We start from the raw sequence: 19,893 nt of genomic DNA, 5'->3' as shown, positions 1-19,893 counted from the left end.
CACTGCAAAGATTCTCGGATTTCCAGACCAGTTGCCTGAAGGACCGCCGGACAAACATTTAGCGGGTGAACAACAGCAGTGCAGGGAGTGGCCTTCAGCGGTGCTGAGCCCGTTCAATAGGGCACCGACCCGCACAGTGTCTCTATGGCCTCGACCAGGTCGTCATAGCCCACCGGTTTGTTCAGGTGGCGGTCGAAGCCCGACTGGCGTGAGCGGTACTGGTCGGCGCTGGCGCCGTAGCCGGTCAGGGCAATGGCCGGTGTGTAGCGCAGGTGTTCCAGGCCCCGTAGCGCCTTGATCAGGGCATGACCGTCCATTACCGGCATGCCGATATCGGACAGGATGATCTCGTAGCGTCCGTCGGCGGCGGCCTCGAGCGCTGCTTGCGGGTCGCTGTAGGCCTCGACGTTCGCACCTTCCATCTCCAGCAACTGCTGCATGACCTCGAGGATTTCCTTCGAGTCGTCTACCAGCAGCACCTTGATACCATCCAGGCGTCCGTCGCTGGCCTGCTCGGGAGCATCTGGCGTGGCCTGGCGCTCGGGCGCGCACAACGGTAGGGAGACGGTGAAGGTGGTGCCGCAACCAAGCCCCGCAGAATACGCCGCGACCGTCCCGCCATGGGCCTCGACCAACTGGCGCACCAGCGACAGGCCGATACCCAGCCCTTCGCGGCTGTTGCCGGACAACTGCGGTGCGGCCTGGGTGAACAGGTCGAAAACGCTCTCGAGGCTATCCTCGGTCAGCCCCACGCCCTGGTCGATCACCTCTAGCTGGGCCTGGCTGTCTCGCCTGGCGAGCACCACGCGAATCTCGGTGCCTGCGGGGCTGAACTTCAAGGCGTTGTTCAGGAGGTTCCAGATGATCTGCTCGAGCCGCGTGCCATCGGCCTCGACGTGAACGGGCGCGCCATCGGCCGGCAACACCAGGCGCACGGTGCAAGTATGCTGCTCGTTGAGCACCACCGCATGGATCCCCTGCAGCACTGCGCACAGGTCGATCACCTCGGTCTTGAGCTTGAGCTTGCCGGTGCGGATGCGGGCGACATCGAGCAGGTCGTCGATGATTCGTGCCTGACTGGATACCGCATCACAGATGAGCCCGACCGCCTTGCTGGCGGCACTGGCGGACTTCACCGAGGGCGAGCGCCGCAGGATCTCGGCGTTGAGCTGGATCAGGTTCAGCGGGTGCTTGAGTTCGTGGGACATGACGGCGAAGAACTCGTCCTTCATGTGGCTGCTGCTCTGCGACTCGGCCAGTTGCTTGCTCTGTTCGTCGTGCAGGCGCTTGTGGCCGGTGAGGTCGCGGGCGATCTTCACGTAACCGCGCAGGCTGCTGCCCTTGAGGCGGGACACTTCGCCGCTGCAGTAGAAGCGGCTGCCGTCCTTGCGCACGTGCCAGCGCTCGTCCTGGCCGCGGCCATGGAGGCGGGCGCTGCGCAGCTCGCGCTCTGGCACACCGCTGGCCTGGTCCTGCTCGGTGAAGATCAGTTGGTAGTGGTGGCCGAGGACTTCGTCCTTGCCATAGCCGAAAATCAGCGCGGCACCGGTATTCCAGTCAGTGATCAGGCCTTGTTCATCAAGCAGGATGATGGCGAAGTCATGGGTGCTTTCCGCTACCAGACGCATGCGTTCCTCGCCCTGGCGCAAGCGTTCCTCCGCGGCGCGGCTCTGGCTGATGTCGATGAAGGTCAGTACGGTGCCATCGACATTGCGCTCGCTGGCCCGGTAGGGCAGCAAGCGGGCCAGGTACCAGTGCTGGTTGTGGCCGACCACCTCGCGTTCGATAGTGGTCTCGCGCTCGACCACCGCACGGGCGTCGTCGGCCAGGCCAGGGTAGTCGAGACGATGGGTGATATCGAGTAGCGAGCGCCCGGTGTCCACCGGCAGCATGCTGAAGATGTCCGCGGCGCGGGGCGTGAACCAGCGGATGCACAGGTTGCGGTCGACGAAGACCGTGGCGATGTCGGTCGAGGCGATCAGGTTGCTGAGGTAGTCGTTGACCTTGTCGGTCTCCTCGACCTTGGTCTTGAGCTCGTAGTTGACCGTCAGCAATTCTTCGTTGATCGACTGCAGCTCTTCCTTGCTGGTTTCCAGTTCCTCGCTGGCCGAACGCAGCTCCTCGTTGATCGCTTGCATTTCCTCGTTGGAGGCAGTCAGCTCCTGGCTGGAAAACTCCGATTGCTCAATGGTCTCCTGCAGTTGCAGCCGCGTGCGATGCAGTTCGCGCTCCAGGTTGCTCAACACCATGCCTTCGGTCTGCTCGACGGCGGCGCTGGTACTGGCGCTGCTGTCGACTTCGATCGCCTGGAACACCACCAGCAGGCAGTCGGTGCCACTGGGGTCGTCCTGGTGCGGCTGCACCAGGATTTGCACGGCCGTGGGATGTTCGTCGAGGCTGACCGAGATACTGCGCGAGGTCACCGCCTGGCCGCTGCCTTGCGCCTGCAGCAAGGTACTGCGCAGGGCCGGTCGCAACGGCGCGATGATCAGGCTGAGCAGGTTGTGGCTGAGCTCGCCACCGGCGTGGTGCAGGAAGCGCCCGACACCTTCACTCATGTGCAGGATATTGCCCTCGGTATCGATCACCAGGCTGGGCGGCGTGCAGCGAGCGAGGGCGCGGTGATGGATCTCGGCGTAGGACAAGCGGCGACTGCTGCGTGCGCGGGCCGGTGGTGCGAGCGCAGGCTCCGGGGCCTGCAGGCGCGGCGGATGGCTGGTGGTCTGCACTTCCCGGGCGCGGAAGATGCGGTTGCGTTTGTCCACGGCGACGAACAGGTCGGCCGCAAGGTCCGTCGACTCGGAGCTGCCAAGGAACAGATGGCCGCCTGGACGCAGGGCGAAATGGAACAGGCGCAGGATATCGCGCTGCACCTCGCGGTCCAGGTAGATCAGCAGGTTGCGGCAGACGATCAGGTCGAGCTGGGAGAATGGCGGATCGGACAGCAGGTTGTGACGGGCGAACAGGACCTTTTCCCTGATTTCCTTGCGCACCCGCAAGTGCTGGTCCTCCTTGATGAAGAACTGGCGCAGGCGTGCCGCCGACACGTCGGTGGCGATGGCGTCCGGATACCGGCCGGCGCGACCGATGTTGATGGCGCGTTCGTCGAGGTCGGTGGCGAATACCTGTACTTGGGCGCTGCGCTGTTCCACCGCCAACTGCTCGGTCACCAGCATCGCCAGGCTATAGGCCTCCTCGCCGGTGGAGCAGCCTGCTGACCAGAGGCGTACCTCGTGCGCGGACTCTTCACTGGCATCCTTGTTGACCAGGCCCGGCATCACATGGCGTTGCAACGCCTCGAACGCCTCGCGATCGCGGAAGAAGTTGGTCACTCCGATCAGCATGTCGGCCAGCAGTGCCCGCGACTCCTCCGGGTGGTGCTGCAGGAAGTCGAGATAGCCGGCCAGCTCTGTCTGGCCGGTGACATGCAGGCGGCGTTCCAGGCGGCGCAGTACGGTGGCGCGCTTGTAGTGGCTGAAGTCGTGTCCGGTCTCGCCTTGCAGCGTCAGCAGGATCTCATCCAGCAGCGGGTCGCTCGCCGCCGGATCACCCTCGCGCTCTCCCAATGGCGGCGGCAGGCTGTCGTCTTCGATTTCCGGCAGTTTCACCTGCCGCGCCGTGCGCCACAACTCGACCAGGCGCGCAGGCATTTCAGCTACTGGCAGCAGCAGGTCAACCATGCCGGTGGCCAGCGCCGCACGGGGCATGTCGGGGTACTCGGCATCATCGGGTGCCTGCACCAGGGTCACGCCACCTTGTTCCTTGATGCGCGACAGGCCTACGGCGCCGTCGCTGCCGGTTCCCGAGAGCACCACGCAGAATGCATGGTCCTTGTGCACGTCGGCCAGGTCGCGAAAGAACAGGTCGATGGCCACATGATCGCCGCGGCCGCGTTTGGCTGGGCTGACCCGCAGGTAGCCGTCGTTGGTGGACAGGCGATTGGCTGGCGAGATCACGTAGACATGGTTGCGTTCGATCGGCACCGGCTCGCTGACCTGGCGTACCGGCATGCGGGTGACCGCCTGGATGATCCGGTCAGCCTGGCTCTGGTGATGGGGGGAGAGGTGCAGGACGACAACGAACGCCATGCCGGAGTCGTCCGGGGCGTGCCGGAAGAACCGGCGGATCGCTTCCAGGCCGCCGGCCGAGGCGCCGATGCCGACCACGGGGAAACCCAGATGGCTGGGGCTGAGCGCCGGATTGTGCGGCGAGGCGAGGGACGGTTTGCTGGACGACTTCATGGCATCAGCCTTGTTCGGACCTGGAAATGGCCTGGGGCGAATCGCCGGGCACTGGGCGCAGATTATAGGCTGGCGCTCACTTTGGCGATGAGCGGTTGCCCTCAAGGAGGGCCAGATGCTCGATGGCCTCCTGATAACGCTCGGCTGCCTTGCGCCGCAGCTCCTGGTAATGGCCGAAGTCGAAGGCGTCGCGCCCGACGCCTTCGAGTAGGGCAAAGGCTGCGCGGTCGAGTTCATAGGCGCTGGCGAACAGCCGGCGATTCTGCTCCAGAGCGAGCTGTTGGCAGGCGCGGGTCATGGGCATGGGAGCTCCGGTAGGCGAAGTGGTATTCAGACCTATGACTACCGCGCAGGCAAATAAGTGCGAACGTTTTGACCGGATAGCTCGACGGGCAGCTCTTTTCGATTTCGGCTGCGACCAACGACTGTGCCCGTGGCTTGGAGGCGAATGGCAAAAAAACTGTACATGCCAATAAAATATCTGTACATAATGCTATCTTTGTACAGTATTGGGCCGCGCTTGAGGTCAATATGGTTCACCGTGCTCGTTGGACGTGCCTTTGCCTGCTGATCGTTGCGTTTTCGGCGACGGCGGACTGGCGCTCGCAGTTGCCCGGTGCGCAGCGGTTGGGTGCGGGTGAGTTCACTTGGTTCGGCCTGCGTCTTTACACCGCCCAGCTATGGACGCTGGCGCCGGCGCTGGACTGGAACCAGCCGTTCGCCCTCGAGCTTCTCTATCACCGGTCGTTGTCCAAGGACACGCTGGTACAGGCCAGCCTCGAGGAAATGCATCGTCTCAACGCTGGCGGCATTGCGCCGCAGCAACGCCCGGCTTGGACCCAGGCGCTTGAAGCGGCGTTCGTGGACGTGCGCCCCGGGATGCGAATTACAGGCTTGTACCTGCCGGGGCAGGGTTGCCGCTTTTACGTCGACGGTGAATTGAGCCGCGAAATCACTGACCCGGCCTTTGCCCGGGCGTTCTTTGCCATCTGGCTCGATCCACGTGCCAGGGATCCACAACTGCGTCAGCGCCTGCTCGGGCTGGCTGGCAGTGAACGAGGACGCTGAATATGTACAAAGCACTGTTGCTGGCGTTGTGTCTGCTTCTGGGCAGCTGTGGCAATGTCGGGGTCGAACGCTATGCCCAGGAGCAGCCCAAGCTCGACCTGGTGGCGTTCTTCTCGCGGCCGGTACAGGCCTGGGGGATGTTCCAGAAGCGCTCCGGTGAGGTAATCAAGCGCTTTCATGTGCGCATCGATAGCCGTCGTGAAGGTGAGCATCTGATCCTCGAAGAACATTTTCTGTACAGCGATGGCACCCGTCAGGAACGCACCTGGCGGTTGGTGCCCGACGGCCCTGGCCGCTGGCGCGGAACGGCGGGGGACGTCATTGGCGAGGCGAGGGGGGAAGTGGCGGGTAACGCGTTGCGCTGGCGTTATCAGCTTGACCTGCCTGTCGATGGGCGTAACTGGCAAGTGGACCTGGACGACTGGATGTACCTGATGGATGACGACACGCTGATCAATCGCTCGAGTATGAGCAAGCTGGGCGTGGAAATCGGCCAGATCACCCTGTTCTTCCGCCGCCTCCCGGAGAGTACGCCGTGAACCTGGTCACGCTGTTTCAATGGGTCACGACCGGCGAAGCGAAGGCGCTGGAACTGCTGTCGCTGGAGGGCGGCTTCTACCTCCTGCGTGCCTTGACCGACGCTGGCCCCGTGACTCTCAACGATGCCCATGGGCAGCCCCTGCGCGTGCGCTCCACCACCGAGCTACGCCAGTTGCTGACGGGCCTGCCAGCCGTGCCCTGCACGCTGGTGCAGCACGTGGTACATGATGAGATGTGCGGCCAACGTGACGGCCCCATCGAACCACTGCGCGTCCCGATAACGCTCGCCAGCCAGTGGTAGGCGAAACGATGCGCCTGGGCCTGGTGCTGGGTGACCAGCTGTCGTTCGACCTGGCGAGCCTGAGCGCTCTCGATCCTGCCCGTGACGCTATCTTGATGGCGGAAGTGGAGGGTGAGGCCCGGTACGTGCCGCACCATCCACTGAAGATCGTTCTGATTTTCAGCGCCATGCGGCACTTCGCTCGGTGCCTGCGCGAGCGGGGTTGGCAAGTGCACTATGTCGAGCTCGATGCTGCAGGCAACAGCGGCAGCATCGTTGGCGAGTTGTGTCGCTGGCAACAGGCCTTGGGCGCCACGCAGATCCACCTGACCGAGTGCGGCGAGTGGCGTCTGGAGCAGGCATTGCGTGATGCCGGGTTGCCGCTGGTGTGGCACCGTGACCGGCGTTTTCTGTGCTCGCGCGAAGCCTTTGCGCGCTGGGCCGCTGAGCGGCGCCAACTGCGCATGGAGCACTTCTACCGTGGCATGCGCAAGCGCACCGGCCTGCTGATGGAGCTCGATGGCAGCCCGGCAGGTGGAGCCTGGAATTTCGATGCCGACAATCGCAAGCCGTTGCCGCGTCAGCTACGTGGCCCATTCGCTGCGCATTTTGCGCAGGACGAGATCACAGCAGCGGTGCAGGCGCTGGTAGGTCAGCGCTTCAGCGACCACTACGGGGCCACCGACGGCTTCGACTATCCAGTAACCCATGCCCAGGCCCAGCAGCTCTGGCAACACTTTCTAGAGTTTGGCCTGGCGGCTTTCGGGGACTACCAGGATGCAATGGCCGACGGCGAGCCGTATCTGTTTCATGCACGTATCAGTGCAGCGCTCAACATCGGGCTTCTGGATGTGCGTAGCCTGTGTGAAGACGTCGACAGGGCGTGGCGCGAGCGGCGAGTGCCGCTCAATGCAGCTGAAGGCTTCATCCGCCAACTGATAGGCTGGCGCGAGTATGTGCGCGGGATCTATTGGCTGCGCATGCCGGAGTACGCCGGGCTCAATCACCTGGGCAACGAGCGGGCGTTGCCGGAATTCTACTGGACCGGGCAAACCCGTATGCGCTGCATGGCGCAAGCCATCGGGCAGACCTTGCGGCTGGGCTACGCGCACCACATCCAGCGGCTGATGGTGACCGGAAACTTCGCGTTGCTGGCCGGTATCGTGCCGACGGCGATTTGTGAGTGGTATCTGGCGGTCTACATGGACGCTTTCGACTGGGTCGAGCTGCCCAACACGCTTGGCATGGTGATGCATGCCGACGGTGGCTACCTTGGGTCCAAGCCCTACTGTGCGAGTGGTCGTTACATCCAGCGCATGTCCGACCATTGCGCGTCTTGCAGTTACCGGGTTGGCCAGGTAACCGAGGAGGATGCTTGCCCGTTCAATGCCCTGTACTGGCATTTTCTCATTCGCCATCGCACCGTGCTTTCGGCTAACCCGCGGCTGGCGCTGGCCTATCGTGGGCTCGATGGCATGTCGGCCAGCCGTCGCGATGCCGTATGGCAACGCGGCCAGTCATTGTTGGCGCGACTGGATGCCGGGCAGCCGATATGAAAAAGAGCCTGTTGCCCAGCAAGATCTGTGTGGTCTGTGGCCTGCCGTTCAACTGGCGCAAGCGCTGGGCGCGCTGCTGGGAACAGGTGCGCTATTGCATCTGAGCGATGCCGCAGGTCAGCGCCACGCCGCCAGGCGCAAGAGCAGGGGCAAGGTAAAGGCCCAGATGGGCGCCAGTAGCAGGCCGGTTTCCAGCGTGCCCAAAGGTAATCCCACCCCGGCCAGCCTGGCGCCCGCCAAGTAAGCCAGTGGGCCGCTGATTGCGCCCAGCAGTGCACCGAGCCGCCAGTCCCTGGCGATCCATGCCAGGCTGTGGCGCATGCCGCTGGCCAGCACCAGCCACAGCAGTGCGAGCCACAGTGGCAGCGGCCAGGCATCGAACGCGAATACCCCCAGCGCTCCCAGCACCGTATCGAGCAGGCAGCCGGCCAAGGTAACGCGCCACAGCGCCTTGAACTCGCCGCTGACGTCCCGGCTCAGGCGCAGGTGCACGCCCAGGCCGAGGATCACCAGCAGCAAGAGCCAGGGCCGTTCTGCACCCAGTACGCAGGCCCACCAGCCGACCTGCAACCAAAGGGCATTGGCGACCAGCCTGCCGCCGTGCATCAGGCATGGCCTGGCAAGGGCGCACGACGTGCCTGGGGCGCGGCCAACAGCAGGTGGGCAACGCCGATGGCGCGCTCCTCGAAGCCGCCTTGGCAGTAGCACAAGTAGAATTCCCACAGGCGCTGGAACATGTCGTCGTAGCCCAGGTCGGCCAGCGCCGTGCGTGCCTGACGCAGGTTTTCCCGCCAATGCTGCAGGGTGAGGGCGTAGTCCTGGCCGAAATCTTCCATATGTACAAGGTTCAGCGCAGTGTGCCGGCTGGCAGTGTCGAGCATCACGCTCAGCGAAGGCAGGGCGCCTCCGGGGAAAATGTAGCGCTGGATGAAGTCCACCGAGCGCCGTGCCTGGTCGTAGCGTTGGTCGCGAATGGTGATGGCCTGCAGCAGCATCAGGCCATCGGGCTTGAGCAGCGCGGCACACTGGCGGAAGTACACCGGCAGATAACGATGGCCGACCGCTTCGATCATCTCGATCGATACCAGTTTGTCGAAACGGCCTTCCAGGTCGCGGTAGTCCTCGCGAAGTACCGTTATGCGCTGCTCCAGGCCCAGCGCCCGAACGCGGTCCAGGGTATGGCTGTACTGCGCTTCGGAGAGGGTGGTGGTGGTAACCCTGCAGCCGTATCGGGTGGCGGCGTGAATCGCCAGGGAGCCCCAACCGCAGCCAATTTCCAGCAGGTGATCGTCAGGGCATAGCTCAAGTTTCTGGCAGATGCGCTCCAGCTTGTTCACCTGAGCGTGTTCCAGTGTCTGCCCAGGATGCTCGAACTGGGCTGCCGAATACATCATGGTGGGGTCCAGCAGCCGCTCGAACAGGGCGTTGCCGAGGTCGTAGTGCGCCAGAATGTTGCGTCGGGCACCGCGCCTGCTATTGCGGTTGAGCCGGTGCAGCAGCCGCAGGGCAGGGCGGCCGAGGCGCGCCAGGCCGCCCTCGAGCGCGTCGAGCACTTCAAGGTTGGCGACGAACAGGCGCGTCACCCGCGCAAGGTCCGGGCTGCGCCAATAGCCGTGGATGTAGGCTTCGCCAGCACCGATCGAGCCATTGCCGGCGATCAGGCTCCAGGTGGCGTCATCGAGCACCTCCACCTCGGCCTGCAACGGGCTCTCGGTATCGCCAAAACTCCACTGCTGGCCGTGGCACAGCAGGCGCAAGTGACCGTGGCGCAGCTTGCCCATTTGGGCGAGCACGGCGCTTCGTGCCAGACCGCCGAGCAACGGCGCAAGGCCGGCGAACTTGCTAACGCTCAGGGTGTGATTCGACATCATTCGTGTCCTCGCAGGAGTGGCCGAGCGCCAAGTGATTCTGGCGGGCAGTGTGGTCATGGATGGGGGTGCGTTTGAACAGCAGGCGCAGTGCTTGCCAGTAGATAGCCGAGAGGGTGCGCAGGCTCATCCACGGGAAGGCCAGGATGTATCGATGCAGACCGGCGCGGTCCAAAGGCTGGCGCTGCAAGGCGAGGTCTGCCTTGAACACCGTGCGCTCGTGTTGCCGGTTCTCCATATGGATACGTATATGTTGCGCATCCAGGGAGAAGCGAAAGCGATAGTCCATGTCCAGTGGCATGAACGGCGACACGTGGAAGGCCTTCGCCACCGTGAAGGGTGTGCCGAGGTTGTCGTACACCGGCAGCACGTAGTGGAAGCGTTCACGCCAGGGGGTGTTTCGTACTTCCAGCAGGATCGCCACCAGGTTCGCGTCGCGGTCATGGCAGAAATAGAAACTCACCGGGTTGAACGACAGCCCCCAGCAGCGCAGTTGCGTGAGCAGGTGGACCGGGCCTTCGGGCATATGCCCCGTGGCCTGGCGGACGATCAAGCGCGCGGCCTGTGCCAGCGTCTGTCCCTGCTGGGTCAGCGCTGGCAGGTAGTCGGTCTGGCGAAAGCTGAGCGGTGCCAGGCGCCAGCGCCCTAGCCAGCGTGACAGGCTCATCAGCCAGGTTTGCTCGTCCAGATCCAGGTAGAACATGCCTGTTCGATAGCGGAACGCGTGGGCGCGCGGCGTCAAGCGACGGTGGCTGATCCAGCCCAGGCAAAGGCTGCTGTTCACAGTTGCACCCCGAAATGCGCGGCCACCTTCAGCGCACTGACCACACCGTCCTCGTGAAAACCATTTCCCCAGTAGGCACCACAGAAGTAGCTGTGCTGCTGGCCTTGCAGCTCTGACTGCCGAGCCTGCGCCGCGGACGCGGCGAGGCTGTACTGCGGATGGGCGTACTGAAAGCGGGCAATCACCTGCGCAGGGTCTATCAATGCGGTCTGGTTGAGGCTCACGCAGAAGGTGGTCGGTGCCTGGATACCTTGCAGGATGTTCATGTTGTAGGTCAGCGCGGCGGGAGCCTGCTGTGGGCCTCCCAGGCGGTAGTTCCAGCTCGCCCAGGCGCGCTTGCGGCGCGGCAGCAGGCGGGTGTCGGTGTGCAGTACGACATCGTTGCTGGCGTAGCCGATGGCCCCGAGCACGGCACGTTCCTGTGTGCTGGGGCTTTCCAGCATGGCCAGGGCCTGGTCGCTATGGCAGGCGAACACCACGGTGTCGAAGCGTTCGGTGCCGGCTGCGCTCACGACGGTCACGCCACCTTCGTCGCGGCTGACCCGGTGAACCTTGCAGTCCAGGCGGATGCTGTCAGCGAAGGGGCGGCACAGTGGTGCGATGTAGCTGCTCGAACCACCTTTGATGACCCGCCACTGTGGACGGTGGTTGACCGACAGCAAGCCGTGGTTGCGACAGAAACGGACGAAGAACTCGAGGGGGAAGTGGAGCATGTCGGCGCGGGACATCGACCAGATGGCCGATCCCATCGGCACGATATAGTGGTCGATGAAGCGCTGCCCATAGCCCTGCGCCTGAAGGTAGCTACCCAGCGTGGTGTTGGCATCGATACGCTGGCTGTCCAGGTCGGTCAGTGCCTGGCGGTTGAAGCGCAGAATATCCCGCAGCATTCCCCAGAAGCCTGGGGAGATCAGGTTGCGGCGTTGTGCGAACAGTGTGTTCAGGTCGTGGCCGTTGTACTCAAGGCCTGTGGCCGGGTCATGCACGGAAAAACTCATTTCGGTGGGCTGTGAGGTGACCTTGAGCTGGTCGAGCAGCCGAATGAAGTTGGGGTAGGTCCAGTCGTTGAACACGATGAAGCCGGTGTCTATTGCATGGCGCTGGCCCTTCCAGACCACATCGAGGGTGTGGGTGTGGCCACCGATCCAGCGCTCGGCTTCGAAAACCGTGACCTGGTGGTTGCGCGACAGCAGATGGGCGCAGGTCAGCCCGGCGATGCCGCTGCCGATGATTGCTATACGCATGAATCAACCTTCCTGTTCATGACGGGCGAGGCGTTGCCCCAGGGCCAGACGCAGACGCGCCGGTAGCGCACCGAGCAGGCGCAATACACAGATGAAAAGACCGGGGAAGTTGATTTCCACGGGGCGGTGGGGCAAGCGCCTGGCGATGTGTCGGGCGGCGCGCTGCGCACTCCACAGCTGCGGCATGGGGAAATCGTTGCGGCGTGTCAGGGGGGTGTCGACAAAGCCAGGGCTGACCAAGGTGACTGCGATACCCTCGCGGGCCAGGTCGATCCGCTGTGATTCCATCAAATAGCGCACCGCAGCCTTGGAGGCGCCATAGGCACCGGCGCGGGGCAAGGCCAGCCAGGTCACCGAGCTGCCCATCACCACCAGGTGAGGGCGCTGGCCCTCGCGAAGCAGGGGCAGTGCCGATGCCAGGCAATAGGCGACACTGAGCAGGTTGGTGCGCATCACGCGCTCGACCAGCGCCGGATCGAACTGCCCCGGCTCCAGGTATTCGCAGGTGCCGGCATTGAGAATGACCATGTCCAGGCCTCCCCAGGCCTGTTCGATCTGCGCGGTGATCGCGGCGATATCCTCTGGGTCGTCAAGATCGCCGATGGCCAGCAGTACCTGCCCAGGAAACTGTTCGGCCAGGGGTGCAAGGCGATTGGCCTGGCGTGCGCCCAGGGCCACTTGATGGCCTTGCTCCAGCAGGATGCGAGCGAGCTCGGCACCGATACCGCTGCTAGCGCCGGTCAACCAGCAGCGGCTCATGCCAGCCTGCCTTTGAGCCAGCGGATTGCGCCGCCCATGATCGGAAGGTGTTCGTAGATGAGGGCGCCGGCGTCGAAATAGTCCTGGTGAAAATGCACACGGTCGCGCCAGTGCAGGCAACTGCACCCTTGCAGCGTGATTTGCCGACCCCCGGCCAGGCGTGGGTGGCGGAACTGCAGGGTCCAGCGCAAGTAGCCCTGACCGGGGCTTACCTCGTCTGCGCTGATGAAGGCATAGCGGATATCGCTGGCGTTGGCGTACAACTGCTCGAAGTAGGCTCGCAGCGCCTGCAGGCCCTGTATGTGGTGCAGAGGGTCGCGAAAAGTAATGTCCTCGCTGTACAGGTTTTCCAGCCTGTCGAGGTTAGCCCCATCGAGACTGGCGAAGCGCTCGGCGAATTGCTGTAGGTATGCAGACATGCTGGGCTCCAGGTAATCCTGTACAAAATATATTTGTTGTACAGGTATAGCTGAAGCCCAAGGATTAATCTATACAGATTGAGGGTTGTGTATAGATTTTTTAGCGCTCGTCCTGCCCGAGCTGACGGCGCAGCAGGGCCAGTTCAGCCTCCAGCTCGCGCACCTTTTCCTCGGCGCAAACCTGTGCTGTCACATCGCGCTGGATGCCGATGTAGTACGTCAGCTGGTCTGCCTCGTTGTACACGGGGGTGATGGACAGCTCGTTCCAGAACAGGCTTCCGTCCTTGCGATAGTTGCGCAGTACCTGACGGCAGGGGCTGCCATCGCGGATCGCAGCGCGGATGCTAGCGAGGCCTTCCTGGTCATGATTCTCGCCCTGCAGGAAACGGCAATCCTGATAGAGGATGTCGTCGGCGGCATAGCCGGTCAGTCGCTCGAAGGCGGGGTTGACGTAGATGAGGATGCTGTCGTTGCCCTCCTGCTCGGCAACCACGATGCCATCGTTCGAATGCTCGACCATCAGTTGAAGGAGTTTCGCGGGGATCATAGGGCCCACCTACAGGCGTTTATATGCGAGATGCGCAGATTGCTTCTATGTGGAAAACCTCGGCGCCGTTGGTTGCATGATGGACCATGGAGGCTCGCCGCAGAAAGTCCATATGAGTTTAGAATGCTCGATCTACCGGATATTCTCTGATTATGACTGACACCACCCCACCCGATTTGCTACCCATGCGCGATGTGGTCAGCTTGACCGGCATCAATCCGGTCACGTTGCGCGCCTGGGAGCGGCGCCATGGGTTGATACGCCCGCAGCGCACCGAGGGCGGTCATCGCTTGTACACCGACCGGGATGTGCAACGCATACGCGACATCCTGCGCTGGACTGCCAACGGCCTGCCTATCAGCAAGGTCGGCGACAGGCTCGCCGGCCGGCCTGAGGCACCAGTGCAGCAGCCCTCGGCCTTCGACGAATGGCGAGACGCTGTGGTGCGTGCATCCGAGGCATTCGATGCACAGGCGTTGGAGGGGATTCATGGCCAGTTGTTCACTCTGTTCCCCAAGACCTCCGTGCTGCGTGAAGTGCTGATGCCGGTTTGGTATGAGTTGGCGTCAGGAGCGGCTCCAGGCCAGCGTAGCCAATGGCTGTTTCTCGATACGTTCCTGCGTGCCCGCTTGCTTGCGCGCCTGCACTTGAATCAGATCCCCGCACCGCGGGTGCTGCTGGCAAGCACCGAGGGGCAGGCCGAATTCGAGGTGCTGTGCGCTGGGCTGATGTTGAGCAGCGAACAACAGCGCATCGACGTACTGGGCTGCGGGCAGTCGTTGGAAGACTTGCCGTTATTGTGTACGGCCATGCAGCCCGCGGCGCTGGTGATAAAAGTCCAGGCGCCGGTAAGCACCGCCTTGGCCAGGCGCTTGCGGACCTTGCAGATGGACATTGCCTGCCCGCTGGCCTTGGTTGGCGAGCGGTTGGCTGATTCGCTGCACGCCTTGAGTGGAATCCCGTTATGCCTGCTGGACGAGGGAGGCGTTGATGCTGCGCGCAGGCTGAGCGCGTTGCACCGTGGCGCGCTTGACCTTTGACCCAAACGCCTGATCCTGATCTGGATGTTGGCGCGTTAAGCCGGCCTAGGCTCCAAACATGGAACTTTGCCCCACGGATTGGCTTCCCTTGTTCAAAGGCCAAGCTGAGGAGAGCAGCATGAAGAAAGAGACCCAGACTAAAAAGCCGGGGGCGCAGACCGGGACTCAGGGGGAGGAGGAGCGAGACAACGACGCCCATCGTCCGGACGGATCTACCGGTACATCACATGACTCGACGGCGCAAAAAACGGCCCGTGATCATGGTCAGCACAAACGCTGAAACTGCCACCCGAAAGGGTTGAGGCTCGCCACGTTTGCGAGCCTCTGGGGCGGAGCAGGGAAATCGCAGGTGAGTCGTCAATTGCATGGAATTCTCGGTCCCATCGCCTGTTCTACCGGACTCAGCTCCTGGCTCATCTCGTAGCTCGGACCCCACTTTCCGGAGCAGCGAATGCCTCGAATCATTACCCCAGCGACCCCTGAACACGAGATCAGCGAGCACAACGCCAGGATGTTCGGCTCTCCCAAGGAGCGTCTTGACTTCTACCGTCGCGAGATCCAGTACGAAACCAGCATCCTGGCCAATCGCACGGATGCCTACCTGGCGGCGCAATCGTTCCTGGTCATCGCGTTCGTCTCTTCCATGGGCAACCTCAATCAAGGGTGGGGCGAAATGTTCACCCTGATCGTGCCGGCGTTCCTCGCCTTGCTCGGGGTATTGAGCTCGCTCAACGCCTGGCCTGGCATACGGGCTGCGTACAACATCATCGATCACTGGCAGCTCAAGCAAAGCCACCTGCTGCGCAGCGAGCCGTTGATGGGGCTGGCGTACGACGAGTCGCCGCTGTTCTGCGAGGCAGAGACCTCGCGTGCAGGGCATCGAAAATCGCTGCTGTTTTCGCTTCGCACGCCGTGGATCTTTCTGGTTTTCTGGATGCTGCTGGGAAGCTACTCGGTCTACATCCAACTGGCCTGAACGCATCGATCCTGGAGGTTCGAGTATCCAGAGCCTGCCGCTGGCTGAACGGGCGAGATGCGCCGCAGCATCAAGCTCAGCACCTTCAGTCTTTGGATAGTCTGCATTCGGCCAGCGCCAGCGGTCAGGAGACGCTAGCCAGCAAGGGCCTTGATCAATAGTTCGTTGAATGCGGGTATATGGTCAGGCTTACGGCTGGTGATCAGGTTGCCGTCCACCACGACCTCTTCATCGACCCAACGGCCACCTGCATTTTACTGGTGAGAAGTTCCAATGCCATGCGTCAGCGGCCTGCTACGCAGACCAATGGACAATAAATAGACGGGCTGTGCGGGTAGACAACTGCGGTTGAACATTGCGCGCAGCTCAGGCTCTCACAAGCAGAGGTATAACGAGGCCGCCACCATGAGCATCGAACGCAGCATTCCCGAACTTGAAGCCTGGTACGCACAGTACGACGACGTCAGTTACCGGCGCGAGTCGCCGGATGCCTACCACCATGAACTGGTTCGCACCGCCGAGGCGCTGCGTGACGATGGTGCCATCGACTGGGATGACTGGCTGGCGCTGAAGGCATTGGCCGATCAGGCCCATATCCGGGCACTGGAAGACGCCGTCCAGGCCCACGTAAACGACCCTGACGCATGAAAGCGCTGAAGATTGCCACCTTCAATATCAATGGCATCCGCAGCCGTCTGCCCGCGTTGTTGGCCTGGCTGGCGCGGGAGCAACCGGACATCGTCTGCCTGCAGGAATTGAAGGCGGCCGATCAACAGTTTCCTCGCGAGGCGCTTGAGGCGGCGGGTTATGGCTGCCTTTACCAAGGGCAACCCTCCTGGAACGGCGTTGCAATCCTGGCACGCGATAGCGAACCACTGGAGGTCCGTCGTGGGCTGCCCGGCATGGAGGACGATGAGCAGAGCCGCTATCTCGAAGCTGCGGTGCATGGCGTGCTGGTGGGCTGTCTGTATCTGCCCAATGGCAACCCGCAACCCGGCCCGAAGTTCGAGTACAAATTGCGCTGGTTCGAGTGCCTGATCAAGCATGCCCAGGCACTGCATGGCAGCAGCCATCCCACGGTGCTGGCGGGCGATTTCAATGTCGTGCCGACTGATCTGGATATCTACAACCCACGTTCGTGGCTGAAGGACGCGCTGCTGCAACCTGAGTCACAGGCGTGTTTCGAGCAGTTGCTGGCGCAAGGCTGGGTCGATGCTGTTCGCCACCTGTACCCAGAGCAGCGCATCTACACGTTCTGGGATTATTTTCGCAATCACTGGGCACGCAATGCCGGGCTGCGGATCGACCACTTGCTGCTCAATCCCGACCTCGCCCCCTATCTGAAACGGGCGGGTGTGGATGCCTGGGTACGCAACGAGGCCAAGGCCAGCGATCATGCGCCGGTCTGGATCGAACTGGGCAGGCGCCGCCAGCAACGTTAGCGGTCAGCGTTTCGGTCGACGCCGTCGCTCAGATGACGATGTAGTCGCTGCGCTGCAACGTGCCTCGATGTTCGCCCTCGACCAGGTGCACGTAGCGACCGTCGACCAGGTCCACCGGCAGGCAGTCGTCGACATCCACCACTGTGTCGGTATGCGGCTTCAGCCAACCGGCTGCCATGCGTCGCTTGCCAATCTGCTTGGCGGCGGCCTTGTCGGTAGCCGTTACCAGCAAGTAGCGGTGATCCTCGCCAAACACGCCAGGTGCGTAGCCTCCCAGGTTCAGCAAGAACAAGCGCATGGCGCCGGGCGGTGGTGCGGCGTGGCCGAGCTCGACGCGATAGCCATCCACACCATGGACTTCCAGCCAGGAATCGATGTGCAAGCCTTTAGGGCTACCGAACCAGGCGCTGCGCAGCTGCGGGTAGGTCTGGTCGAGCGTGTCGGCGTGGGCGAAGACCACGTCGTGGACTTCGATGCTGGCCCGAGGATGTCTTCCTCCGAGCATGACAACGTAGAGCATGGGTGAGCCTGTGGTGAGGGGCAGGGGGCATATGGTGGCACAGCGCGTGGTTGAGTGCTCGGCGGCGTGTCGGCATTGTGCCGCTGCTCATGCGCATGAGGGTTTGTCTGATAGTTAAATAGGCTTTTTCTTAGTTTTTAGGAATCCTCCGATATTTTCGCCCGGGTATTTACTGGAAGATAGCGCTCGTGTTCAGGGGGTGGGTGCTTCTGGGCTCTTTAAGTGTGCACTGAGCGTGTGACGAAGCTTATTGAAATGCCAAGGACTTGCGTCAGCTCGGAAGGGCTCGCTCTTTGAAGAAAGCGCCTGATGGATGCGGGTGCTGGGTGCATTAATGCCCAGGGATGGGCATTTTCTTTATGAAAGCCTTTAATTTCGCCCACCTGTGCACAGTCACTGTTCGAGTTGCTCGCGCGACTTGAAGGTATCTCGATGCATTCGTTTTTTCGGTCGCTGAAGTGCGGGTAGTTCATCCGGGCGCTGATATTGCATTTTGAACTTCCAGGCGATTTTTCGTCACTGGATTGGATGCCTATGCGCGAAGAGCGACTCCCTATCACAAGCAGGTCGAGGTGATGGCCTCGATTAATTATTGGATTGAAGGGGTTGGCGGTTGGTCATGAAGTCGAAAATGAATATCAAGTTTGCACCGGGCAGGCAGCGGTGGATGGGTGGTGTGCTGGTCTCGTGTGTGTTGGGAATGGGAGGCTCGCCAGTAGCATGGGCTGTGCAAGTTACCGATGTGAAGGGGCCGGCGCCAACCGCTGCGGATGATGCACGTCTTGATGCCAATATCAAGGCACTGACCGAAAAATGGGAAAAGATTAACGCAGATATTCGCAAGGTCCTTCCGCTGCCTGGCACTGAGCCTGGTGCTTTTACAGCTATGGTCGGCTCATTAGGTAAAGGCGATGGCACGTTCGTTACGACGCGCGATCTGTTCGAACGTCGCGTACAAGACGCGAATAAGGTGGCCGACTATTTCGGAGTTGAGAGCTTGGCTGACCCTGTTGAGAAGGAAATCAAGAGGTTCACCGCCGGTTTTAAGAGGTTAACTGACGGTTTTGAGGACCTCCATGAAAAGACCAATGCTAATAACAAGTTAATTGCCGACTCGCTGGGTGGTGGTGCAAAGATTCCTTCGGTCAAGACGCAGGACGCTCGCAGTGCTCCGGTCTTTACTACCGTGGATGTCGATGCAAACGGTAATGCCCAAGCTTCAGTCTCGACCAGCAATAACGTAGCCGATGCACTGGTTGCCGTCGGCGAAAGCGTCAAGAACACTGCCAACGCTGCCGTCAAATACGACGATGCCAGTAACAAGGCTCAACTGACCCTCAATCCAGGTGGTCAGGCCGCGCGCCTGACCAACGTCCAAGCCGGTGCACTGACTGCCAGCAGCACCGATGCAGTCAACGGCAGCCAGTTGTCGTCTTCGAACGAGCGTATCGGTCAGCTCGGCACCCAGGTTGGCGAACTGGCCACACGTACCGGCAATGACATCGCTGCAGCCAAGGCCTACACCGATGCCAATGTTGTCACGGTGCGTCAGTCCATTGAGGCGGTCCGGGACGTTGCGACCCAGACCGCGCAAGCAGCTGTCAAATATGACGACGCCAGTAACAAGGCGCAGCTGACCCTCAATCCTGGTGGTCAGGCCGCGCGCCTGTCCAACGTCCAGGCCGGCGCACTGACTGCCAGCAGTACTGATGCAGTCAACGGCAGCCAGTTGTCGTCCTCGAACGAGCGTATCGGTCAGCTTGGCACCCAGCTTGGCGAACTGGCTACACGTACTGGTAATGACATTGCTGCGGCCAAGGCCTACACCGATGCCAACGTCGTCACGGTGCGCCAATCCATCGAGGCGGTGCAGGGCGTTGCGACCCAGACCGCGCAATCGGTGAGCAAAGTCAGCGCTGAGGTGGCCAACTTGCAGAGAGGCGTGGGCGGCGCTTTCCAGACCAGCGCCCGCAGCAACCTGCGTCAGCCCCAGGCTACCGGTAAAGACGCCGTGGCCGGTGGCGGCGCTGCTCAGGCTGCGGGTGACAACAGCGTGGCGATGGGCGCCCGAGCACGTGCCGAAGGCAGTGGCACCACTGCGGTGGGGAGTGATGCCAAGGCCACTGCCAGCAACAGCGTTGCCCTGGGCGCCAACTCGGTTGCCGACCGCAGCAACACGGTCTCTGTGGGGCAAGCCGGTGCCGAGCGGCAGATTACCAACGTCGCTGCGGGCAGCCGCGGCACGGATGCCGCCAACATTGCCCAACTGACTCGCGCCACGGCCGCTGCCACCGAGCAGGCGAATGCCTACACCGACCAGCGTTACGCGCAACTGCACCGCGACCTCAAGCAGCAGGACAGCACGCTCAGTGCGGGTATCGCTGGCGCCATGGCCATGGCCAACCTGCCGCGGTCGATGGTCGCCGGCGGCAGCATGACCTCGGTGGCGGTGGGCAACTACCGTGGCGAGTCGGCGCTGGCGGTGGGTGTCTCGTATGTCTCGCCCAGCGGTCGCTGGTCGACCAACTTCAGCGGGTCCACCAACACCCGCAACGACGCTGGTGCGGCAGTGGGCGTCGGTTATCAGTGGTAATCCGTTTCGATTAACG

The 19,893-nt window shown here is 62.3% G+C and carries 20 protein-coding genes and 2 pseudogenes; 11 read left to right on the top strand and 11 right to left on the bottom strand.

The window, feature by feature from the left end; translation table 11 throughout:
* Positions 1 to 113 precede the first annotated feature (113 nt).
* Both ACPZMI_RS14870 and ACPZMI_RS14865 read right to left on the bottom strand, forming a co-directional pair.
* On the bottom strand, positions 114 to 4,241 hold the full coding sequence (locus ACPZMI_RS14870) for a CheR family methyltransferase (RefSeq protein ID WP_426352548.1): 4,128 nt from the start codon (positions 4,239 to 4,241) through the stop codon (positions 114 to 116).
* Positions 4,242 to 4,317: 76 nt separating this feature from the next.
* A complete protein-coding gene (locus tag ACPZMI_RS14865; protein WP_426352547.1) occupies positions 4,318 to 4,545 on the bottom strand; it encodes a hypothetical protein in 228 nt (75 codons plus the stop codon).
* A 227-nt stretch (positions 4,546 to 4,772) separates the two neighbouring features.
* On the opposite strand from ACPZMI_RS14865, the gene ACPZMI_RS14860 reads away from it, so the two are divergent.
* The 5 genes and pseudogenes from ACPZMI_RS14860 (at position 4,773) to ACPZMI_RS14840 (ending at position 7,865) form a co-directional block, all read left to right on the top strand.
* Positions 4,773 to 5,309 (top strand): chalcone isomerase family protein, encoded by a 537-nt coding sequence (locus ACPZMI_RS14860; protein WP_186664155.1) that lies wholly within the window; start codon positions 4,773 to 4,775, stop codon positions 5,307 to 5,309.
* A 2-nt stretch (positions 5,310 to 5,311) separates the two neighbouring features.
* Positions 5,312 to 5,848: a DUF3833 domain-containing protein gene (locus tag ACPZMI_RS14855; protein WP_186664157.1), complete on the top strand. Its 537-nt coding sequence runs from the start codon at positions 5,312 to 5,314 to the stop codon at positions 5,846 to 5,848.
* Positions 5,845 to 6,150: a DUF6482 family protein gene (locus ACPZMI_RS14850; RefSeq protein ID WP_426352546.1), complete on the top strand. Its 306-nt coding sequence runs from the start codon at positions 5,845 to 5,847 to the stop codon at positions 6,148 to 6,150. Before ACPZMI_RS14855 ends, ACPZMI_RS14850 begins: the two co-directional genes overlap by 4 nt.
* Positions 6,151 to 6,158: 8 nt before the next feature.
* Positions 6,159 to 7,685 carry a cryptochrome/photolyase family protein gene (locus ACPZMI_RS14845; RefSeq protein ID WP_426352545.1) on the top strand — a complete coding sequence of 509 codons (1,527 nt, stop codon included), beginning with the start codon at positions 6,159 to 6,161 and terminating at the stop codon, positions 7,683 to 7,685.
* A pseudogene (locus tag ACPZMI_RS14840) lies at positions 7,682 to 7,865 on the top strand (DUF2256 domain-containing protein). The gene ACPZMI_RS14845 and the pseudogene ACPZMI_RS14840 overlap by 4 nt, the downstream one beginning before the upstream one ends.
* Here the strand turns inward: ACPZMI_RS14840 and ACPZMI_RS14835 are convergent.
* The 7 genes from ACPZMI_RS14835 to ACPZMI_RS14805 form a co-directional block, all read right to left on the bottom strand.
* Positions 7,803 to 8,291 carry a DUF2878 domain-containing protein gene (locus tag ACPZMI_RS14835; RefSeq protein ID WP_186707712.1) on the bottom strand — a complete coding sequence of 163 codons (489 nt, stop codon included), beginning with the start codon at positions 8,289 to 8,291 and terminating at the stop codon, positions 7,803 to 7,805. The pseudogene ACPZMI_RS14840 and the gene ACPZMI_RS14835 sit on opposite strands and share 63 nt — an antisense overlap.
* Entirely contained in the window at positions 8,291 to 9,553 is a 1,263-nt protein-coding gene (locus tag ACPZMI_RS14830) for an SAM-dependent methyltransferase (RefSeq protein ID WP_186664167.1), read from the bottom strand. Before ACPZMI_RS14830 ends, ACPZMI_RS14835 begins: the two co-directional genes overlap by 1 nt.
* Positions 9,528 to 10,337 carry a DUF1365 domain-containing protein gene (locus ACPZMI_RS14825; protein ID WP_426352544.1) on the bottom strand — a complete coding sequence of 270 codons (810 nt, stop codon included), beginning with the start codon at positions 10,335 to 10,337 and terminating at the stop codon, positions 9,528 to 9,530. Before ACPZMI_RS14825 ends, ACPZMI_RS14830 begins: the two co-directional genes overlap by 26 nt.
* The gene (locus tag ACPZMI_RS14820) at positions 10,334 to 11,581 is read right to left on the bottom strand and encodes an NAD(P)/FAD-dependent oxidoreductase (RefSeq protein WP_186720498.1); all 1,248 of its coding nucleotides are present in this window, start codon (positions 11,579 to 11,581) and stop codon (positions 10,334 to 10,336) included. The genes ACPZMI_RS14825 and ACPZMI_RS14820 overlap by 4 nt, the downstream gene beginning before the upstream one ends.
* A gap of 3 nt (positions 11,582 to 11,584) precedes the next feature.
* Positions 11,585 to 12,340, bottom strand: coding sequence for an SDR family NAD(P)-dependent oxidoreductase (locus ACPZMI_RS14815; RefSeq protein ID WP_426352543.1), 756 nt, complete (start codon positions 12,338 to 12,340; stop codon positions 11,585 to 11,587).
* Positions 12,337 to 12,759, bottom strand: a complete 423-nt coding sequence (locus ACPZMI_RS14810; protein ID WP_186707704.1) for a nuclear transport factor 2 family protein — start codon at positions 12,757 to 12,759, stop codon at positions 12,337 to 12,339. The genes ACPZMI_RS14815 and ACPZMI_RS14810 overlap by 4 nt, the downstream gene beginning before the upstream one ends.
* A gap of 100 nt (positions 12,760 to 12,859) precedes the next feature.
* Positions 12,860 to 13,306, bottom strand: coding sequence for a PAS domain-containing protein (locus ACPZMI_RS14805; protein WP_411382657.1), 447 nt, complete (start codon positions 13,304 to 13,306; stop codon positions 12,860 to 12,862).
* Positions 13,307 to 13,458: 152 nt separating this feature from the next.
* Between ACPZMI_RS14805 and ACPZMI_RS14800 the strand changes: the two genes are divergently transcribed.
* The 3 genes from ACPZMI_RS14800 to ACPZMI_RS14790 all read left to right on the top strand — a co-directional run bounded on the left by ACPZMI_RS14800 (position 13,459) and on the right by ACPZMI_RS14790 (position 15,322).
* Positions 13,459 to 14,346 (top strand): MerR family transcriptional regulator, encoded by an 888-nt coding sequence (locus tag ACPZMI_RS14800; RefSeq protein WP_426352542.1) that lies wholly within the window; start codon positions 13,459 to 13,461, stop codon positions 14,344 to 14,346.
* A 118-nt stretch (positions 14,347 to 14,464) separates the two neighbouring features.
* A complete protein-coding gene (locus ACPZMI_RS14795; protein WP_186707698.1) occupies positions 14,465 to 14,626 on the top strand; it encodes a hypothetical protein in 162 nt (53 codons plus the stop codon).
* Positions 14,627 to 14,797: 171 nt separating this feature from the next.
* A complete protein-coding gene (locus ACPZMI_RS14790; RefSeq protein WP_186664180.1) occupies positions 14,798 to 15,322 on the top strand; it encodes a hypothetical protein in 525 nt (174 codons plus the stop codon).
* Between the two features lie 134 nt (positions 15,323 to 15,456).
* On the opposite strand, the pseudogene ACPZMI_RS14785 reads toward ACPZMI_RS14790, so the two are convergent.
* Positions 15,457 to 15,576: pseudogene (locus tag ACPZMI_RS14785) on the bottom strand (DJ-1/PfpI family protein); the annotation flags it as partial.
* 151 nt (positions 15,577 to 15,727) lie between these two features.
* On the opposite strand from ACPZMI_RS14785, the gene ACPZMI_RS14780 reads away from it, so the two are divergent.
* On the top strand, positions 15,728 to 15,970 hold the full coding sequence (locus tag ACPZMI_RS14780) for a hypothetical protein (RefSeq protein ID WP_186664182.1): 243 nt from the start codon (positions 15,728 to 15,730) through the stop codon (positions 15,968 to 15,970).
* Positions 15,967 to 16,764, top strand: coding sequence for an exodeoxyribonuclease III (gene xth / locus ACPZMI_RS14775; RefSeq protein ID WP_426352541.1), 798 nt, complete (start codon positions 15,967 to 15,969; stop codon positions 16,762 to 16,764). Before ACPZMI_RS14780 ends, xth begins: the two co-directional genes overlap by 4 nt.
* Before the next feature lie 28 nt (positions 16,765 to 16,792).
* Here xth and ACPZMI_RS14770 read toward each other — a convergent pair whose 3' ends face one another.
* Positions 16,793 to 17,284, bottom strand: coding sequence for a DUF1543 domain-containing protein (locus ACPZMI_RS14770; RefSeq protein WP_063544656.1), 492 nt, complete (start codon positions 17,282 to 17,284; stop codon positions 16,793 to 16,795).
* 1,186 nt (positions 17,285 to 18,470) lie between these two features.
* Here ACPZMI_RS14770 and ACPZMI_RS14765 point away from each other — a divergent pair.
* Positions 18,471 to 19,877, top strand: coding sequence for a YadA family autotransporter adhesin (locus ACPZMI_RS14765; protein ID WP_426352540.1), 1,407 nt, complete (start codon positions 18,471 to 18,473; stop codon positions 19,875 to 19,877).
* Positions 19,878 to 19,893: the final 16 nt, after the last annotated feature.

It is taken from the genome of Pseudomonas wayambapalatensis (genome assembly GCF_049942315.1).
GTDB lineage: Bacteria > Pseudomonadota > Gammaproteobacteria > Pseudomonadales > Pseudomonadaceae > Aquipseudomonas > Aquipseudomonas wayambapalatensis.
This window is presented reverse-complemented; position numbering and strand designations above follow the sequence as displayed.

Bases quoted from the DNA above. Each gene is read 5' to 3' on its own strand.
- ACPZMI_RS14870 (WP_426352548.1), bottom strand. From the start codon at position 4,241: ATGAAGTCGTCCAGCAAACCGTCCCTCGCCTCGCCGCACAATCCGGCG.
- ACPZMI_RS14865 (WP_426352547.1), bottom strand. From the start codon at position 4,545: ATGCCCATGACCCGCGCCTGCCAACAGCTCGCTCTGGAGCAGAATCGC.
- ACPZMI_RS14860 (WP_186664155.1), top strand. From the start codon at position 4,773: ATGGTTCACCGTGCTCGTTGGACGTGCCTTTGCCTGCTGATCGTTGCG.
- ACPZMI_RS14855 (WP_186664157.1), top strand. From the start codon at position 5,312: ATGTACAAAGCACTGTTGCTGGCGTTGTGTCTGCTTCTGGGCAGCTGT.
- ACPZMI_RS14845 (WP_426352545.1), top strand. From the start codon at position 6,159: ATGCGCCTGGGCCTGGTGCTGGGTGACCAGCTGTCGTTCGACCTGGCG.
- ACPZMI_RS14835 (WP_186707712.1), bottom strand. From the start codon at position 8,291: ATGCACGGCGGCAGGCTGGTCGCCAATGCCCTTTGGTTGCAGGTCGGC.
- ACPZMI_RS14830 (WP_186664167.1), bottom strand. From the start codon at position 9,553: ATGTCGAATCACACCCTGAGCGTTAGCAAGTTCGCCGGCCTTGCGCCG.
- ACPZMI_RS14820 (WP_186720498.1), bottom strand. From the start codon at position 11,581: ATGCGTATAGCAATCATCGGCAGCGGCATCGCCGGGCTGACCTGCGCC.
- ACPZMI_RS14815 (WP_426352543.1), bottom strand. From the start codon at position 12,340: ATGAGCCGCTGCTGGTTGACCGGCGCTAGCAGCGGTATCGGTGCCGAG.
- ACPZMI_RS14810 (WP_186707704.1), bottom strand. From the start codon at position 12,759: ATGTCTGCATACCTACAGCAATTCGCCGAGCGCTTCGCCAGTCTCGAT.
- ACPZMI_RS14805 (WP_411382657.1), bottom strand. From the start codon at position 13,306: ATGATCCCCGCGAAACTCCTTCAACTGATGGTCGAGCATTCGAACGAT.
- ACPZMI_RS14800 (WP_426352542.1), top strand. From the start codon at position 13,459: ATGACTGACACCACCCCACCCGATTTGCTACCCATGCGCGATGTGGTC.
- ACPZMI_RS14795 (WP_186707698.1), top strand. From the start codon at position 14,465: ATGAAGAAAGAGACCCAGACTAAAAAGCCGGGGGCGCAGACCGGGACT.
- ACPZMI_RS14790 (WP_186664180.1), top strand. From the start codon at position 14,798: ATGCCTCGAATCATTACCCCAGCGACCCCTGAACACGAGATCAGCGAG.
- ACPZMI_RS14780 (WP_186664182.1), top strand. From the start codon at position 15,728: ATGAGCATCGAACGCAGCATTCCCGAACTTGAAGCCTGGTACGCACAG.
- xth (WP_426352541.1), top strand. From the start codon at position 15,967: ATGAAAGCGCTGAAGATTGCCACCTTCAATATCAATGGCATCCGCAGC.
- ACPZMI_RS14770 (WP_063544656.1), bottom strand. From the start codon at position 17,284: ATGCTCTACGTTGTCATGCTCGGAGGAAGACATCCTCGGGCCAGCATC.